Below are 15,979 nucleotides of genomic sequence, written 5' to 3'. Positions count from 1 at the left end.
CGGTCCTCCCTGCCGCCGGCTCAGTCGCGCGGGTCGTGCGGGTCGAGCCCGAGCAGCGGGAAGACGGCCTTGCGGGTGGCCGCGACGGCCCGGTCCACCGCGTTCGGCTCGCCGCTCGGCTGCCACGGCAGGTACGACGGGTCGACGTCGTCGGTCATCCGCAGCGGCACCTCGTGCCCGGGTCGCCGCCGCGCGGCCAGGTCCCGCCAGCCCGGCGGGGTCAGCGTGGCCGGGTCGACCGGCTCGCCGGTGGCGATCGCGAGCAGGTGCGTCCAGGCCCTCGGCACCACCTCGACCAGCGCGTACCCGCCGCCGCCGGTGGCGATCCAGCGGCCGTCGCACAGCTCGTCGGCGAGCGCGCGCAGCGAGCGGTAGGTGGCCCGCTGCCCGTCCACCGACAGGTGCAGGTCGGCCAGCGGATCCTTGCGGTGCCCGTCGGCGCCGCACTGGGTGACAAGCACCTGCGGCCGGTACGCGCGCAGCACCGACGGCACGACCGCGTGGAACGCGCGCTGCCAGCCGGCGTCGCCGACCCCGGGCGGCAGTGGCACGTTGACGGCGGTGCCCTCCGCGCCCGGCCCGCCGGTCTCGTCCGGGAACCCGGTGCCGGGGAACAGCGCGAGCGGCGTCTCGTGCAGGCTGATGGTGAGCACCCGCGGATCGCGGTAGAAGATCTCCTGCACGCCGTCGCCGTGGTGCACGTCCACGTCCACGTACGCGATCCGCTGCGCGCCGAGGTCGAGCAGCCGGGCGATGGCCACGGCCGGGTCGTTGTAGACGCAGAAGCCGGCGGCGCGGGCGGGCATGGCGTGGTGCAGCCCGCCGGCCACGTTCACGGCGCGGCGGGCGTCGCCGCGCCAGACCGCCTCGGCGGCGGCCACTGTGGCGCCGGCGATCAGCGCGCTCGCCTCGTGCATGCCGTCGAAGACCGGATTGTCCGAGGTGCCCAGGCCGAACCCGGCGAACAGCGGGTCGCGCGGCGCGGCCCGGACCGCGTCCAGATAGGCCGGATCGTGGACGCGGGTGAGCAGCGCGTCGTCGGCCGGCTCGGGCTTGACCAGCCGCACGCCGGGCCGGTCCAGCACGCCCAGCTCGCGGGCGAGCGCCATGGTCAGCTCGACCCGGACCGGGTCCAGCGGATGGTCGCCCATGTCGTAGGTGAGGAGAGCCTTGTCCCACACCACCACCGTGTCGTCGGCCATGCGGCCATCGTCGCACGTGGGCCCGGGTGCGCCCACCTGACGTACGCTCACCGGCCGGACGTGCCACCGGTGGCGACCGGACGGTCCGGGTCGGCCACCCACTCGCTCCACGAGCCGACGTACAGCGCGGCGTCCGGACGGCCGGCCAGGTGCAACGCGAGCACGGCCTGCGCGGCGGTCACCCCGGAGCCGCAGTACGCGCCGACCGGCGCGCCCGCGTCCACCCCGGCGGCGGCGAACCGCTCCCGCAGCGCGTCCGCGTCCGGGAACCGGCCCTGCGTGACGTACTCCGGGGCGGGCAGGTTGACCGCGCCCGGCACGTGCCCGGCGACCGGGTCGACCGGCTCGTGTTCGCCCCGGTAGCGCGGCGCGGCCCGTACGTCGAGCAGCACCCCGGGCTCGGCGGCGGCGAGCCGGGCGGCCCGCGCGGCGTCCAGCACCGGCAGCGCGCCCGGCGCCACCGTCACGTCGCCCGGCGCCGGGGCGGGTACGCCGGTGTCGACCGGCAGGCCGGCTGCCGTCCAGGCCGGGTAGCCGCCGTGCAGCACCCGCACCTGCCGGTGGCCCGCCCAGCGCAGCGTCCACCAGGCCCGGGCGGCGGACATCCCGTCGCCGCCGTCGTACACGACAACGGGGTGACCGGCGCGGACGCCCGCCGCCCGCAGCGCGGCCTGCAACGCCGCCGGGTCCGGCAGCGGGTGCCGGCCGGCGGCGCCGGGCCGCCCGCACAGCTCGGTGTCCAGGTCGACGAAGACCGCGCCGGGCAGGTGGCCGGCGGCGTAGTCCGCGCGGCCGGGCGGGCCGGTGAGCCGCCAGCGGACGTCGAGCAGGGTCGGCGGATCGGCATGATCGAGTTCGGCGGCGAGCCGGTCGGGCTCGACCAGCAGGTCTGCGGTGGCGGACATGCGGTCCAGTCAACACCATCCGGGCCGCCACCTCCGGCTTCGCCTGCCGTCGATGGTCGGTGGTAACGGGTACCATCGGTGCCCGGGAGGCCGCTGACGTGAAGCACGACCTTGTTGACACGACCGAGATGTACCTGCGCACCATCCTCGAACTCGAGGAGGAGGGTGTGCCGCCGCTGCGTGCCCGCATCGCCGAGCGGCTCAAGCAGAGCGGCCCGACCGTCAGCCAGACCGTCGCGCGGATGGAGCGGGACGGCCTGCTCACGGTCGAGGGCGACCGGCACCTGAGCCTCACCCCGGCGGGTCGCAACACCGCCGTGTCGGTGATGCGCAAGCACCGGCTGGCCGAGCTGCTGCTGGTGAACGTGATCGGGATGCCCTACGAGGAGGCCCACGAAGAGGCCTGCCGGTGGGAGCACGTGATGAGCGACGCGGTGGAAAAGCGGGTCTTCGACCTGCTCAACCGCCCCACCCGCTCGCCGTACGGCAACCCGATCCCGGGCCTGGAGGAGCTGGGCGACCCGGGCCAGCCGACGGTCGAGGCCGGCGAGAGCGAGCGCAACCTGGCCTTCCCGGGCCTGTCCGGCCAGGTCGTGGTGCGCCGCATCTGCGAGAGCGTGCAGACCGACTCGGACGTGCTCCGGCAGTTGCACGCAGCCGGTGTCGACCCGGGCGCGACGGTGACCGTGGCGCAGGAACGCGACGGCGTCTCCATCGACCGCTCCGGCGACCGGGTCCGCCTGCCCCGCGAGGTGGCGTCCCGGGTGTTCGTCGCGGCCCGCTGACCCGGGTCAGAGCTGGCGGGTGTCGATCACCTTGGCCAGCGTGACCAGCTTGCCGGCCGTCTTGTCCGCCTCCGCCTTGGCGGTGCCGGTGGGGGCGGTCCAGCGCAGGGTGGCGAGCCGGCCCTCGGTGGCCAGCCAGCCGACCTCGGCGATCGGGCCCGCCTTAGCGGTCTTGGGCAGCGTGCGCCGATAGCCGGCCTTACCCAGCTTGGTGATCTTCGTGGCGCCGCTGGGCTGCACGTCGAGGGTGAACGTGGCCGCGTCGATCGACGTCTCGGTGACCGACAGCGTCAGCTCCGGCAGCACCGCCCCGGCCGCGCGTACCACGCACGTGTGCGTGTCGCCCCGCTCGGTGGCGGCGGCCACGTCGAACTCGCCACCGGTGTGCTCGGCGATCACCGCGAAGTCGAGCAGCCGGCAGGCGCCGCCCGAGGAGGCGGCCGCGACCGCGACCGGTGGGCGCGGCTCCGTCGGCACGTCGACCGTCGGGGCTTCCTCGGCGCAGCCGGCGGCGAGCAGGACGGCCGGCACGGCCAGCCAGATTCGGGCACGCACGGGAGACCTCCGCGGTCGGCGGCGGGTCCGACCCGCCGGAGTTCCGTCGGACACCGTACGGCGTGCCCGCGCGGGGACGGAAGCCCCTAATCGGTTACGTACGGACAGTGCCGACATCCTCGCCCGCAGCACGTGCCACGCCGGGCCAGGAAGCCCGCGCTGAGCACGAACAGTCCGGTCTCCGGGTCCAGGTAGCCGGCCTCCCCGGCGGCCAGGGCGGCGGCGTGCGCGGCCAGGATCCGGTCCCGCCCCGGGTGATCCGGCGACAGCCGCGACGGGTGCGGTTCGGTAAGCGGCCGGTCCGCCAGCTCGTCACGCACCGCTGGAGTCTACGGAGTGGCCTCCTCACCCTCGCGCGACGCCCTGGGTGCCCGCGCCGGTGCCTCCCGTCGCGCCGGCCGTCCGGGAGGGACACTACGACCGGATGCGGTTCCGCCGTGAACCGGTCCGCGCCGACCGGGCATGAACGGGTGTGACGAACAAGATGCGCCGGGCCGAGGCCCACGAACGGGGACATTCCGGGGCCGGGCCGCCCGACGAGCCGTCGGACGACGACGTGATCCGCGCGTCCGTCGCCGAGCCGGAGCGGTTCGCGCCGTTGTTCGACCGGCATGCCGTCCCCGTGCACCGCTATCTGGCTCGCCGCATCGGTCCGCCGGCGGACGACCTACTGGCCGAGACCTTCCTGGTCGCCTTCCGGCGGAGGGCGTCGTACACCTCGGACGTCGGCGTACGGCCGTGGCTCTTCGGGATCGCCACCAACCTCGTGCGCCGGCACGTGCGGACCGAGGAACGCCGCTACCGCGCGCTGGCCCGGCTCGCCGCCGGCGAGGTGGCACCGCCGGTGATCGAGGACACGATCGACCGGCTGGACGCCGGTGCCCTGCGCCGGGACCTGGCCCTGGCGCTGGCCTCGCTGCACCGGCGGGACCGGGACGTGTTGCTGCTCACCGCGTGGGCGGACCTGTCGTACGAGCAGATCGCCGCCGTGCTCGACATCCCGCTCGGCACCGTCCGCTCCCGCCTGCACCGTGCCCGCCGACTCACCCGACTCGCGCTCGCCCCCGAGGAGCCGACATGAACGAGATCAACCTGCTGCGTACGCACGGGCCGGACGCCCCGGAGGCGTCCGCCGAGACGCTCCGCCTCGCGCGGGACCGCCTCGCCGGCGAGTTCGCCGCCGCATCCGTACGCCGGACCGTTCCGCCGCTGCGGCGGCGGACGCTCCTGGTGGCAGCCGGGGCCACGGTGGTGGCCGGGGCGGGCATTGGCCTCGCGGTACGTCCGCTCGACCGATCGGCGGAGCCGTTGACCCTGGTGGCTGCGACGATCCCGGAGTTTCCGCTGACCCTGCGGTCGCGGCCGGCGACGCTGGACCCACCTCGCTACAGCTACGCTCCGGGCCAGTTTCTCGCCGTGTACCTGTCCCGCACCGCCACCGACGACGTCTACCTCTTCGTCTGGGACAGCCGACCGGCACGGATCGCGACGACGTCGCGTCCGGTGACCGTCGCAGGCCGCCCGGCCGAGATTTACGAGGAGTCGGACCCCGGCGGACCGCGCCGGCTCGACATGTCGTGGGAACGCAGGCCCGGTCAGTGGGTGTCGCTGACCGGCCACGGCAGGTTCGCCGACGACGCGGCGCTGCTCCGGCTGGCCGAGCACCTCGTCGACGAGCCGCAGCAGGTGCCGCTGCGGGTCCGGCTGGCGCCACGCGGTTGGCGGCTCGCCTTCTTCAAGAACGACACCATCCTGACCCTGCAGGGCGACTCCTCCGACGAGACGCTCACCGTGCAGGTCGTTGCACGCCGTGACCCGGACCTGCTGCGCAACGTGATGGGAGCCCGGCACGAGCGAAGGGTCACGGTGGGCGGCCGGGAAGCCCATCTGATCCGCGCCGACGAGATCTGGTTCCTGCAGGCCGAGGTGCCCGGCGGGGCGGTGGTCAACCTGCAGGCGCCGCTGCGGCTCTCGGTCGACCAGGTCGTCGCGATCGCCGAGCAGATCTCGGTCACTCCGCGCCGGCCCTGACCGTCCCGCTGCCGACCCGTTGCGGCGAGGTCGGCGGCGCGCTTCGCGCAGCGTCCGGTTCAATCGGCCGGACGCTGCGCGAGCAGGAACGCCTGGGGCTGCCGCTCGCCGTCGGCCGGCGCGCGGACCGTCGTCGCCGTCACCGCGAACCCGGCCGTAGCGAGTTGCCCGGCCAGCCGCTCCGGCGACAGCCAGTAGACGTCGTACCCGATCCGGTGGCCGTATGCCTGCTCCCGGCGGTCGAGCCGGTCGCCGGCCTTCACCGCCAGCAGCAGGTGGCCACCCGGGACGAGCACCCGGTGGAAGCCGGCGAACACCTCGGGCAGCAGTTCCGGCGGGAGGTGGATCAGCGAGTACCAGGAGACCAGCCCGGCCAGCGACCCGTCCGGCGCGCTCAGCTCGGTCAGCGAGCCGACCTCGAAGCGCAGATCCGGGTACGTCCGCCGGGCCACCGCCACCATGCCGGGCGAGAGGTCGACGCCGCCGATGTCGAGGCCGAGCCGGTGCAGGTGGGCGGTGACGCGACCGGTGCCGCAGCCCACCTCCAGCACCGCCCGTCCGGGCCCGACCATCTCGGCGTACGCGGCCAGCAGCGCCCGATCCAGCGGTGGCTCCACCACATCGGGCAGCAGCCGCGCGTAGTCCTCGGCGACGGCGTCGTAGGCGGCACGCGTCTCGACCAGCCAGGCAGGTTCGGTCACGCCCGCCGACCCTAGTTCAACGCCCGCCCGCGCCCCGCCCGCCCGCCCCCGCCCGCCCGCCTTCGTTGACCATGAAGTTAGCGGCCACCGCATCGGCGTGTCGCGCCGTCAACTTCATGATCGACGAGGACGGCGGGCCGGGCGGGGGTGGGCGGTCAGCGGAACCAGGTGAGGGACTGGCCGTGGCCTGTCGTCCAGGCCACGGGACGGCCGTCGAGGGCCAGGACGTTGTGGAAGCCCTCAGCCAATGGCTCGGGCAGGTCGGCGTGGGGCAGCACCGACGGGTCCTCGTTGGCTATCCAGTGGCCGGGCAGGGTCCGGACCAGCGCGGTGAACGCGTCCCGCCGTGGCTGCGGCACCTGGTAGAGCACCGAACTGTGGAACACCACGAGCGTCGCCCCGGGCGGGGCCTGCGCCGCCAGCGCGGGCAGGTCGTCGACCAGGTCCCCGCGTACCAGCAGTGGCGGATCGGCCGCCGCGACCGCCGCCGCGGCGCGCAGCCGGTCCCGGCGGTGCCGGTGCTCCGGCCAGATCAGCGCCTCCAGCCAGGCCCGGTCCGCCGGGTCGGTGACGTCGAGCGGGTTCACGTCCAGCCCGGCCCGCCACACCACCTCGGGCAGCCGCTGCGGCGGCTCGGTGCCGGTCAGGTCACAGTCGAGCAACGGCTCGCCGTCGCCGATCCGCCGATCGCCGTAGCGGTAGGCGTACCGGTCCGGGTAGAGGCACAGCCCGGCGGAGGCGCCGACCTCCAGCAACGCCAGCGGCTGCGGCAACGCGGCGAGCACCGGCAGCAGAGCCGCGCAGCGTCCCGCCTCGTTCGTCTGCGTCGCCCGCACCCGCATCTGCGCCGCCACGTCCGGCCAGTGCCCCATCACGTACGCGCGGAACGCCGCCGGGTCGTCCACCGGCCCGCCGCGCAGCCGCACCACCCCGAACAGCAGGTTCGGCTGACGCTTGGCCGGCGGCAGCGTGTCGAGCAGAGCGAGCAGCTCCGGGTCACCGGCGACCACCCGCGACAACCGCTCGTACGCCGGGGACACGCCGCGCGTCTCACGCTCGGCGAAGACCCGATAGATGTCGGTCGTGCTCATCCCCCGAGCATTCCAGCTCGCGTACGCGATGGGCTGTGACAGTGGGCACCTACGGAAGTTTGGGCCGACGGGGACGAAGCCCTCGGGAGATCTCCTCCAGGTGCCGCTGTTGGTGCTCGCGCACCATGGCCTCCCAGACCTCCTGGTCGAAGTCCGGATCGAGCGGCACCCACCGGTGCGAGCCGTCGCAGTAGTGGAACCGTTCGTCGCCCGGCCGAATGACACTCATCGCACCCACCCGAGGAAGCGCTGATGCAACACCCCGGCCGGTACCCAGGTCAGATCCTCCGCCGCCCACACCAGATAGGACCCCATGTACAAGCTCAACGACACCGGCGCTCCGGCGAACTCGGCCCGCAGCTCGCGACGCCGCGTCGGGCAGGGCCACGGAGCGCCACACCCACCGCAGCTCCACACCGGAAGAACCGGCCCGTGGGTGGTCACCGGAGGCCGTCCAGGAAGCGCCGGGTGGCGGTCCGCGCCTGCCTGCGGGCCGCCCATTCGACCTGCTGACAGGGGTACGGGCACAGACGCGCCCACCATGCCCGGCACCCCGTGCAGAAGCCGTCGACGCCGGGTACGTGTACCGACAGGATCTGCCGGACCTGCGGCTCCGTCACGTCTGCTCCTCACCCGGCCAGTGGCCGCGACGGATCGGGATGCGATGGCGTGCGCGGCACGGCAGTTCCGCACCGCAGCGGCAGATCCACCGCCAGCGTCGCCAGGACCACACCGGACGGTGCCGCCGGGCGAGGGTCAGCGCGACCGCCAACACGTACTCCTCGTACGACACACGAGCACGCATGCCGCCTCCTACTTCGTTCATGCGCGGGTAATTTTGCGCACGCATTTTCAGCCAGTCAAAGATGTGCGCGCATGTCGTGCGGGCGTGTCGCGTGTCCACCGCACGCCGGCCGGCGGCACAATCACCGGCATGGAAAGTCCGACCTTCGTTCGCTTCCAGCTCGGGGCGCAGTTACGCAAAGCGCGAGAGCAGGCCGATGTCACCGCCGAGGAAGCAGCGGCGGCAATCGAGGTGACCGCGAGCACCCTGCGCCGCATCGAGGCCGGTCGGGTCGGTATCAAAGGCCCTGCGCTCAACGCGCTGCTTGATCGCTACGGCGTCACCGATGCCGAACTGCGCGACACGCTGCTGTCGATGGCGCGCACCGGGAAGCAGCGCGGCTGGTGGGCGAAATACGGGGATCTACCCTCGTCGTATCGGCAGTACATCGGATTGGAATCCGCAGCCGAGGAGGTGCAGACCTTCGAGACGCTTGTCGTGCCGGGCCTGCTCCAGACACCGGCATACTCGCGGGCGATGATGGCGGAGGATGCCTTCGAACCTTCACCCGAGGCGGTCGAGAGGCGAGTCGCCGTCCGGACGCACCGCCAGGAGCTGATCTCGTCGGGCAAGCTCCGCCTGGTAGCTGTACTGGACGAAGCAGTCCTGCACCGCCAGATCGGTGGTGCAGCCGTCATGGCCGACCAGCTCACCGCCTTGCTCGACGCCGGCAGCCGATGGAACGTCACGGTCCAGGTGATCCCGTTCCGGGAAGGTGCCTACGCTTCCATGCTGTCGAGCTTCCACATCCTCAACTTCGCTGACGGCCCCAGCGTGGTGTACATCGAGGGTTTGACGGGCGATCTCTACGCGGAGGGCGAGGATGTGCGCCGCTGTACGGTGGTGTTCAACAGCCTGCGCGCCGCGGCCCTGTCGCCAACCGACTCGGCGGCAATGATCAAAGCAATCCGAGGCGCGCTGCCCGTGGAGTAGGAGGCGGACGTGGACTCGCAGTGGCGCAAGAGCACCCGGAGCGGCACCAACGGAGCCTGCGTCGAAGCGAGATACGCCGACCAGGCAGTAGAAGTCCGCGACAGCAAGGATGCAGGCGGCGCGGTTCTACGCTTCAAGCGTCAGCCGTGGCAAGCGTTCCTCCGCACCCTGCGCTGAGCGCCCACCTCGGCGGTGCTCGTGCCAGGCGCTGGCAGGAAATGGAGGTGGCATGACAGACCGGATCGGCATCAAGTGGCGCAAATCGAGTCGCAGCGACAACAACTGCGGAGCGTGCGTTGAGATTGCCGCAGTCAACGGGAGCATCCTGATCCGCGACAGCAAGGATGCGTCCGGCCCGGTTCTGCGCTTTGGGCGTCAGCCGTGGCAGGTGTTCCTCCGTACCCTGCGCTGAGCCCGACTCGCCAAAGCACGCGCGAGCGCGGCAGGGAGGTCCCTGCCGCGCTCGCGTCTTCGGTCGGTCGTCAGCTGCAGCCGCTGGTGGAGCCGCAGCCCTCGCAGACGTAGCAGCTACCGGCGGGCCGCATCTTCGTGCCGCAGGTGAAGCAGAGCGGCGCGTCGGCGGCCTTGCCGATCACGGCCTCCAGCAGCTCCGTGCTGGAACCCACCACCGGAGCGGGCTTGACCGCGGCGACGTCGGCCATCTCCTGCGCCGGCTGCGCGATCGGGCCGGTCTTCGGCTCCGGCGCCTCGACCGGGGCGGAGGCGGCCATCGCGGTGAGGTCCGCACCGCTCGCCTCCGCCTCCGCCTCGGCCGCGAGCTGGGCGGCCCGCTCCTTGGCGGTGAAGATGCCCAGCTCGGCGCGGCGGTCGTACGGCAGGAAGTCCAGCGCCAGGCGACGGAAGATGTAGTCCATCACCGAGGCGGCCATCCGCACGTCCGGGTCGTCGGTCATGCCGGCCGGCTCGAAGCGCATGTTGGTGAACTTGCTGACGTACGTCTCCAGCGGGACGCCGTACTGGAGACCGATGGAGATGGCCACCGAGAAGGCGTCCATCACGCCGGCCAGGGTCGAGCCCTGCTTCGACATCTTGAGGAAGACCTCGCCGAGACCGTCGTCCGGGTACGACGAGGCGGTGAGGTAGCCCTCCGCGCCGCCGACCGAGAAGGAGATGGTCTCCGACGGGCGCTTCTTCGGCAGCCGCTTGCGCACCGGGCGGTACTCGACGACCTTCTCCACGACCTTCTCCGGCTCGGCGGCCGGGGCCTGGGTCTCGACGGTGCTCTTGTTCTTCTTCGCCGCCGACAGCGGCTGGCCGACCTTGCAGTTGTCCCGGTAGATCGCCAGCGCCTTGAGGCCGAGCTTCCAGCCCTCGAAGTAGATCTTCTCGACGTCCTCGACGGTGGCCTGCTCCGGCATGTTGACCGTCTTGGAGATGGCGCCGGAGATGAACGGCTGGACGGCCGCCATCATCCGCACGTGGCCCATCGGCGCGATCGAGCGCTCACCCATGGCGCAGTCGAAGACCGGGTAGTGCTCCGGCTTGAGGCCCGGGGCGTCCACCACGTGGCCGTGGTCGGCGATGTGCTCGACGATCGCCTCGACCTGCTCCTCGGGGTAGCCGAGGCTGCGCAGGGCGCGCGGCACGGTCTGGTTGACGATCTGCATCGAGCCGCCACCGACCAGCTTCTTGAACTTCACCAACGCCAGGTCCGGCTCGACGCCGGTGGTGTCGCAGTCCATCATCAGGCCGATGGTGCCGGTCGGGGCGAGCACGCTGGCCTGCGAGTTGCGCCAGCCGTGCTTGTCACCGAGCTTGTTGCCCAGCGTCCACTGCTTGGTCGCCTCGCGCTGCACGGCGGTGCCCACGGTGCCGGTCGGCTTGATCGCGTCGTTGGCGGCGGCGTGCTTGCGCATGACCCGCTTGTGCGGCTCGGCGTTGCGGGCGTAGCCGTCGTACGGGCCGACGATGCCGGCCAGCTCGGCGGACCGGCGGTAGGCGGTGCCGGTCATCAGCGAGGTGATCGCGGCGGACACCTCCCGGCCCTGCTCCGAGTCGTACGGCAGGCCGGACGCCATCAGCAGCGCGCCCAGGTTGGCGTACCCGATGCCGAGCTGCCGGTAGGCGCGGGTGGTCTCACCGATCTTCTCGGTCGGGAAGTCGGCGAAGCAGATCGAGATGTCCATCGCGGTGATGACGAACTCGACCGACTTGACGAACTTCTCCACCTCGAAGCCGCCGTCGGCGCGCAGGAACTTCATCAGGTTCAGCGAGGCCAGGTTGCACGAGGAGTTGTCCAGGTGCAGGTACTCCGAGCACGGGTTCGACGCGGTGATCCGCCCGGTCTCCGGGCAGGTGTGCCAGTCGTTGATGGTGTCGTCGTACTGCAGGCCCGGGTCGGCGCACTCCCACGCGGCCTGGGAGATGGTGCGGAACAGCTTCTTCGCGTCGATCGTCTCGATGGTCTGCCCGTCGAGCCGGCCGCGCAGGTCGAAGCCGCCACCGTTCTCCACGGCGGTCATGAACTCGTCGGAGACGCGGACCGAGTTGTTGGCGTTCTGGTACTGCACGCTGACGATGTCGGCGCCGCCCAGGTCCATGTCGAACCCGGCGTCGCGCAGCGCGCGGATCTTGTCCTCCTCGCGCGCCTTGGTCGCCACGAACTCCTCGATGTCCGGGTGGTCGACGTCGAGGATGACCATCTTGGCCGCGCGCCGGGTGGCGCCGCCGGACTTGATGGTGCCGGCGGAGGCGTCCGCGCCGCGCATGAAGCTGACCGGGCCGGAGGCGGTGCCGCCGGAGGAGAGCAGTTCCTTCGAGGAACGGATGCGGGACAGGTTCACCCCGGCGCCCGAGCCGCCCTGGAAGATCCGCCCCTCCTCCTTGTACCAGTCGAGGATGGAGTCCATCGAGTCGTCGACCGACAGGATGAAGCAGGCGCTGACCTGCTGCGGCGACGGCGTGCCGACGTTGAACCACACCGGCGAGTTGAAGCTGAACACCTGGTGCAGCAGCATCCAGGTCAGCTCGTGCGCGAACACCTCGGCGTCGGCCGGGGTGGCGAAGTAGCCGTACTCCTCACCGGCGGTGCGGTAGGTGTCGACCACCCGGTCGATCAGCTGCCGCAGCGACCACTCCCGCTCCGGGGTCCCCACCGCGCCCCGGAAGTACTTGGTGGTCACAATGTTCGCCGCGTTCACCGACCAGGACTCGGGGAACTCCACCCCGCGCTGCTCGAAGTTGATCGAGCCGTCCCGCCAGTTCGTCATGACGACGTCGCGGCGCTCCCAGGTGACCTCGTCGTAGGGATGCACCCCCTCGGTCGTCCAGACGCGCTCGATCTTCAGCCCCGCCCCGGCCTTGTTCCGTGACCTGCTGGTCGTCACGCCCTCGCCCCCCTCGTCGGCACGGTCACCCACCGCGCCTCGTGTACCTGTCAGAAACCCGAAAATGTCAGCTGATCGCGCCGGCGGCGTCCGCCGCACCGGCACCGGCGCCCTCCCGGGCGCGCGCGGCGGCCCGCAGCGTCTCGATCTCCCGCTCGAAGTCGGCGAGCGAGTCGAAGGACCGGTAGACGCTGGCGAACCGCATGTAGGCCACCTCGTCGAGGTCGCGCAACGGGCCGAGGATGGCCAGGCCCACCTCGTGGCTGGGGATCTCGGCCGCCCCCTTGGCCCGTACGGTCTCCTCGACCTTCTGTGCCAGCAGCGCGATCGAGTCGTCGTCGACCGGCCGCCCCTGGCACGCCTTGCGCACCCCGCCGATGATCTTCGTACGGCTGAACGGCTCGGTCACCCCGCTGCGCTTGACCACCGCGAGCACCGCCTCCTCGACGGTGGTGAACCGTTTGCCGCACTCCGGGCAGGACCGCCGCCGCCGGATGAGCTGGCCGTCGTCGGCCTCCCGCGAGTCGACCACCCGGGAGTCGGCGTGCCGGCAGTACGGACAGCGCATGGGCCCGACCTCCTGGCGTCGATCGCGGGCACACCTACCGGCTCCCGGGCACACGTCGGCACGGCGGAGTCATCGTCCGATGACCGTCGCCGGATGCGCGGTGCGGGAGTGCGTTCGGTAGTTGAACCCAACCTGTGGGCGACTTACGCCCGTGTGACTACTACATCTAGGGGTCGACCGTATGCCGAACCCCAAGCGAGGTCAAGTTGGCGGGCGTGTCCGGCGCGTCATCAGAATCACGGTCGGCGCGGCCCCGCCGAGGAGCCCAACGGACGGCCTCCCGCGCTGGACACGGCCCGCCGCGATGGAACATCTGTACGAGCGGCGTACTCTTCTATCAGAACAACAGTTCGGAAATCCAGGAATTCGGCACGACACGCCGACAGCAGGTCGTACAGATGTTTGAAAATGACCGATCTCACCTATACGGTCAGACCACACGCACCACGAGCCGACGAGGCACCCCAGCGCCGACCAGGGAGGGACGGACGTGACCGAGGACCGGGCCAGCCGGCAGAAGAACCCGCAGCCGAACGACGGGGCGGGTCCTCCGGCGACCCGCCGCCCCCGCGCCGCCCGCAGCCGCACCGCCCCGGCGGCGGTACGCCCGGTCACGCCGGTGGTGAGCAGCTTCCCCGACCCGACGAGCGTCGACCTGACCGCCCGGCAGCGGCGGATCCTGGAGTTCATCCGCACCTGGGTCGAGCGGCACGGCTACCCGCCGAGCGTGCGCGAGATCGGTGAGGCGGTCGGCCTGGTCTCCCCGTCCAGCGTCGCCTACCAGCTCAAGGAGCTGGAGAAGAAGGGCTTCCTGCGCCGCGACCCGAACCGGCCACGCGCCGTCGACGTCCGGGCCCCGGGCGAGGCCGACGACGAGGCCGCCCGCGCGCAGCGCCCCACCCCGGCGTACGTGCCGATGCTGGGCCGCATCGCCGCCGGTGGGCCGATCCTGGCCGAGCAGGCGGTGGAGGACATCTTCCCCCTCCCCCGCGAGCTGGTCGGCGAGGGCGAGGTCTTCATGCTGCAGGTCAAGGGCGACTCGATGCTCGACGCGGCGATCTGCGACGGCGACTGGGTGGTCGTCCGGCAGCAGCCCAACGCCGAGGTCGGCGACATCGTCGCCGCGATGCTCGACGGCGAGGCGACGGTCAAGACCTACCGGCGGCGGGACGGGCACGTCTGGCTGATGCCGCAGAACCCGGCCTTCGACCCGATCCCCGGCGACGACGCCACCATCATGGGTCGCGTGGTGGCGGTGCTGCGCCGCATCTGACCCCACAGCAGCGGAAAGGGGGTGACCGTCGCGGTCACCCCCTTTTCCATGTCGTCTCAGTAGCGGTCGCCCCGGTACTCCCGGCCACCACCGGACACCGGGCCGTACTGGCCCCGGTCGTCGTAGCCGTCGTCGCGGCGCGCGCCACGCGGGTCCTGGCCGCGACGCGGCGGCTCGGCCCGGCCGCCGCCTCCGCGCGGCCCGCCACCGGGCTGCCCGCGGTAACCGGGCCCGCCCGGGCCGCCACCCTGACCGCCACGACCTGAACCGCCCTGGCCGCCGCCGCCCTGGCCACCGCCGTAGACACCGCCACCGCGACCTCCGCCGCCGGCCGGGGCGCCACCGCCGTACACCCCACCACCCTGCGGACGGGTGCCGCCCGGGGGACGGCCACCGCCCTGGCCACGGCCGCCCTCCTGAGGGCCGCCGCCGTACACGCCGCCACCCGGCCGGCCACCGCCGTAGACGCCGCCCGAGGGCGGACGGTCGCCGTTCGCCGCGCCACCGTAGACACCGCCCTGGCCCCCGCCGTAGACCCCGCCGCGCGGTGCCTCCGGCCGTTCCGCCGACGGGAACCCGCCGTTCACCGGGAACTCGCCGCTGCGCTCCGGCTCCTCGGCCCGCGGCGCGGGCTTGCGCCGCGACCGCAGGATCCCGAAGACGCCCGCGCCGACCAGGAGCGCGCCGATCACCCCGACCGCCGCGATCAGGTACGTGATCTCGTCGAGTGAGAGCCCTTCGAGCCAGGACTTCTCGGCGGCCGCCTTCGTCTCGGCCTTGCCGCCGTTCGGGAGCGCCTCCGCGCCACTGGTGGACGGCGTGTAGCTGAGAATGTCGATCGGATCCGAGTCGTCCAGCGTCCCGCCGTCGGAGACGGTGACGAACAACTTGCCGTCGGGCGTGTACGAGATCGCCTCGCCGAACGGGTCGGCCAGCGGGGTGATCCGGGGCTTACCTGTGGTCAGCGCCTTGACGATGTCGCCGCCGGACACGTCGAACTCGAACGCGTCGGCGTACGTGCGCAGCACGACCTTGCTGCCGTCGGGTGAACGGGCCGCGCCGGTCACCAGCGCTCGCCCGGGCGACCCGAGCTTGTTCTCGGTGTCGGTCTTCGGCAGCGTGACCTCGCCGACCTTCTTCATCGGGATCGGCTCGGGGTCGCCGGCGGTCTTCAGCTTCACCGTCGGCGTGAAGATCTCCGACTTGCCGGACAGGTCCTTGGTGATCACCAGCGGCATGTTGTCGTCGCCGACGAGCAGGGCCTCCGCGTCGTGCGGCTCCTTGCCCGGGTAGCTGAGCCGGTGCAGCACGGGCTGCTTCGCGCCGCTGAGCGGCATCGTCCAGACCGCGACCCGCTCCCGGCGGGTCTTCTTCTCCACGTTGTCGCCGGTGTCGGCGATCCAGAGGGTCTTGCGGTCCGGGCCGAGCGCCAGGTCCTCCGTGTCGAAGGGCCCGTCACCGGAGTACCGGACCTCCTTCTCGACCTTGCACTTGGCGTCCAGGTAGAAGACCCGCTTGCGGCTGGGGTCGTCGGTGCCGTCGTTGATCACGACGTACCCGCTGCTCGTGGCGATCAGGCCGGACAGCTCGCGGAGGCGGTTGTCCTCGACCGTGCACTTCTTCTTGGGAGCCGCGGCCAGCACGGGGGCCGCGGCGGGAGCCGCCGGGGCCGGCCCGGCCGGCGCCACGACCGCGCCGACCAGGCCGAGCGCGAGCGTGACCGAGGAGACAACGTGCCGCATGA

General features: G+C 72.3%; 19 protein-coding genes. 7 read left to right on the top strand and 12 right to left on the bottom strand.

The annotated features are described in order from the left end of the window. Window positions 1-20: 20 nt before the first annotated feature. On the bottom strand, window positions 21-1,202 hold the full coding sequence (locus PVK74_RS29075; protein ID WP_274477655.1) for an acetoin utilization protein AcuC: 1,182 nt from the start codon (window positions 1,200-1,202) through the stop codon (window positions 21-23). 47 nt (window positions 1,203-1,249) lie between these two features. Further along, window positions 1,250-2,107: a sulfurtransferase gene (locus PVK74_RS29070; RefSeq protein ID WP_069089358.1), complete on the bottom strand. Its 858-nt coding sequence runs from the start codon at window positions 2,105-2,107 to the stop codon at window positions 1,250-1,252. Between the two features lie 128 nt (window positions 2,108-2,235). Between PVK74_RS29070 and PVK74_RS29065 the strand changes: the two genes are divergently transcribed. Further along, the gene (locus tag PVK74_RS29065) at window positions 2,236-2,892 is read left to right on the top strand and encodes an iron-dependent transcriptional repressor DtxR (protein ID WP_051611533.1); all 657 of its coding nucleotides are present in this window, start codon (window positions 2,236-2,238) and stop codon (window positions 2,890-2,892) included. Between the two features lie 6 nt (window positions 2,893-2,898). Here the strand turns inward: PVK74_RS29065 and PVK74_RS29060 are convergent, their stop codons facing one another. Further along, window positions 2,899-3,447 (bottom strand): hypothetical protein, encoded by a 549-nt coding sequence (locus tag PVK74_RS29060; RefSeq protein ID WP_274477654.1) that lies wholly within the window; start codon window positions 3,445-3,447, stop codon window positions 2,899-2,901. An 86-nt stretch (window positions 3,448-3,533) separates the two neighbouring features. Continuing rightward, a complete protein-coding gene (locus PVK74_RS29055; RefSeq protein WP_104114418.1) occupies window positions 3,534-3,767 on the bottom strand; it encodes a DUF5522 domain-containing protein in 234 nt (77 codons plus the stop codon). A 164-nt stretch (window positions 3,768-3,931) separates the two neighbouring features. On the opposite strand from PVK74_RS29055, the gene PVK74_RS29050 reads away from it, so the two are divergent. Then, window positions 3,932-4,528: an RNA polymerase sigma factor gene (locus PVK74_RS29050; RefSeq protein WP_274479327.1), complete on the top strand. Its 597-nt coding sequence runs from the start codon at window positions 3,932-3,934 to the stop codon at window positions 4,526-4,528. Next, window positions 4,525-5,478, top strand: a complete 954-nt coding sequence (locus PVK74_RS29045) for a hypothetical protein (RefSeq protein WP_274477653.1) — start codon at window positions 4,525-4,527, stop codon at window positions 5,476-5,478. Before PVK74_RS29050 ends, PVK74_RS29045 begins: the two co-directional genes overlap by 4 nt. 59 nt (window positions 5,479-5,537) lie before the next feature. Here the strand turns inward: PVK74_RS29045 and PVK74_RS29040 are convergent, their stop codons facing one another. The 5 genes from PVK74_RS29040 to PVK74_RS29020 form a co-directional block, all read right to left on the bottom strand. Next, the gene (locus tag PVK74_RS29040; protein WP_274477652.1) at window positions 5,538-6,179 is read right to left on the bottom strand and encodes a class I SAM-dependent DNA methyltransferase; all 642 of its coding nucleotides are present in this window, start codon (window positions 6,177-6,179) and stop codon (window positions 5,538-5,540) included. Window positions 6,180-6,334: 155 nt separating this feature from the next. After that, the gene (locus PVK74_RS29035; protein WP_274477651.1) at window positions 6,335-7,270 is read right to left on the bottom strand and encodes a DUF2332 domain-containing protein; all 936 of its coding nucleotides are present in this window, start codon (window positions 7,268-7,270) and stop codon (window positions 6,335-6,337) included. A gap of 49 nt (window positions 7,271-7,319) precedes the next feature. After that, entirely contained in the window at window positions 7,320-7,499 is a 180-nt protein-coding gene (locus tag PVK74_RS29030; RefSeq protein WP_064447124.1) for a hypothetical protein, read from the bottom strand. 211 nt (window positions 7,500-7,710) lie between these two features. Beyond that, complete coding sequence (locus PVK74_RS29025) at window positions 7,711-7,890, bottom strand: hypothetical protein (RefSeq protein ID WP_069089355.1); 180 nt, start codon at window positions 7,888-7,890, stop codon at window positions 7,711-7,713. Further along, window positions 7,887-8,075 carry a hypothetical protein gene (locus PVK74_RS29020; protein WP_064447123.1) on the bottom strand — a complete coding sequence of 63 codons (189 nt, stop codon included), beginning with the start codon at window positions 8,073-8,075 and terminating at the stop codon, window positions 7,887-7,889. The genes PVK74_RS29025 and PVK74_RS29020 overlap by 4 nt, the downstream gene beginning before the upstream one ends. 129 nt (window positions 8,076-8,204) lie before the next feature. Between PVK74_RS29020 and PVK74_RS29015 the strand changes: the two genes are divergently transcribed. From PVK74_RS29015 to PVK74_RS29005, 3 genes are read left to right on the top strand one after another with little or no spacing between them, the layout of a single operon-like run. After that, window positions 8,205-9,047: a helix-turn-helix domain-containing protein gene (locus tag PVK74_RS29015; protein WP_047891729.1), complete on the top strand. Its 843-nt coding sequence runs from the start codon at window positions 8,205-8,207 to the stop codon at window positions 9,045-9,047. A gap of 9 nt (window positions 9,048-9,056) precedes the next feature. Further along, on the top strand, window positions 9,057-9,224 hold the full coding sequence (locus PVK74_RS29010) for a DUF397 domain-containing protein (protein ID WP_082931024.1): 168 nt from the start codon (window positions 9,057-9,059) through the stop codon (window positions 9,222-9,224). Between the two features lie 52 nt (window positions 9,225-9,276). Next, the gene (locus PVK74_RS29005) at window positions 9,277-9,459 is read left to right on the top strand and encodes a DUF397 domain-containing protein (protein ID WP_274477650.1); all 183 of its coding nucleotides are present in this window, start codon (window positions 9,277-9,279) and stop codon (window positions 9,457-9,459) included. A 70-nt stretch (window positions 9,460-9,529) separates the two neighbouring features. Here the strand turns inward: PVK74_RS29005 and PVK74_RS29000 are convergent, their stop codons facing one another. Together PVK74_RS29000 and nrdR are read right to left on the bottom strand one after the other, a co-directional pair. Continuing rightward, window positions 9,530-12,427: a vitamin B12-dependent ribonucleotide reductase gene (locus tag PVK74_RS29000; protein WP_113971752.1), complete on the bottom strand. Its 2,898-nt coding sequence runs from the start codon at window positions 12,425-12,427 to the stop codon at window positions 9,530-9,532. 34 nt (window positions 12,428-12,461) lie between these two features. Then, window positions 12,462-12,962: a transcriptional regulator NrdR gene (gene nrdR, locus PVK74_RS28995; RefSeq protein WP_013284751.1), complete on the bottom strand. Its 501-nt coding sequence runs from the start codon at window positions 12,960-12,962 to the stop codon at window positions 12,462-12,464. A 490-nt stretch (window positions 12,963-13,452) separates the two neighbouring features. Between nrdR and lexA the strand changes: the two genes are divergently transcribed. Further along, complete coding sequence (gene lexA, locus PVK74_RS28990) at window positions 13,453-14,235, top strand: transcriptional repressor LexA (protein ID WP_043325711.1); 783 nt, start codon at window positions 13,453-13,455, stop codon at window positions 14,233-14,235. A gap of 56 nt (window positions 14,236-14,291) precedes the next feature. Here the strand turns inward: lexA and PVK74_RS28985 are convergent, their stop codons facing one another. Then, window positions 14,292-15,977, bottom strand: a complete 1,686-nt coding sequence (locus tag PVK74_RS28985) for a hypothetical protein (RefSeq protein ID WP_210869372.1) — start codon at window positions 15,975-15,977, stop codon at window positions 14,292-14,294. Window positions 15,978-15,979 lie beyond the last annotated feature (2 nt).

This window comes from Micromonospora chalcea, assembly GCF_028768405.1.
GTDB lineage: Bacteria > Actinomycetota > Actinomycetes > Mycobacteriales > Micromonosporaceae > Micromonospora > Micromonospora chalcea.
The sequence above is the reverse complement of the archived record's forward strand: the minus strand, read 5'-3'. Positions and strand labels throughout refer to the sequence as shown.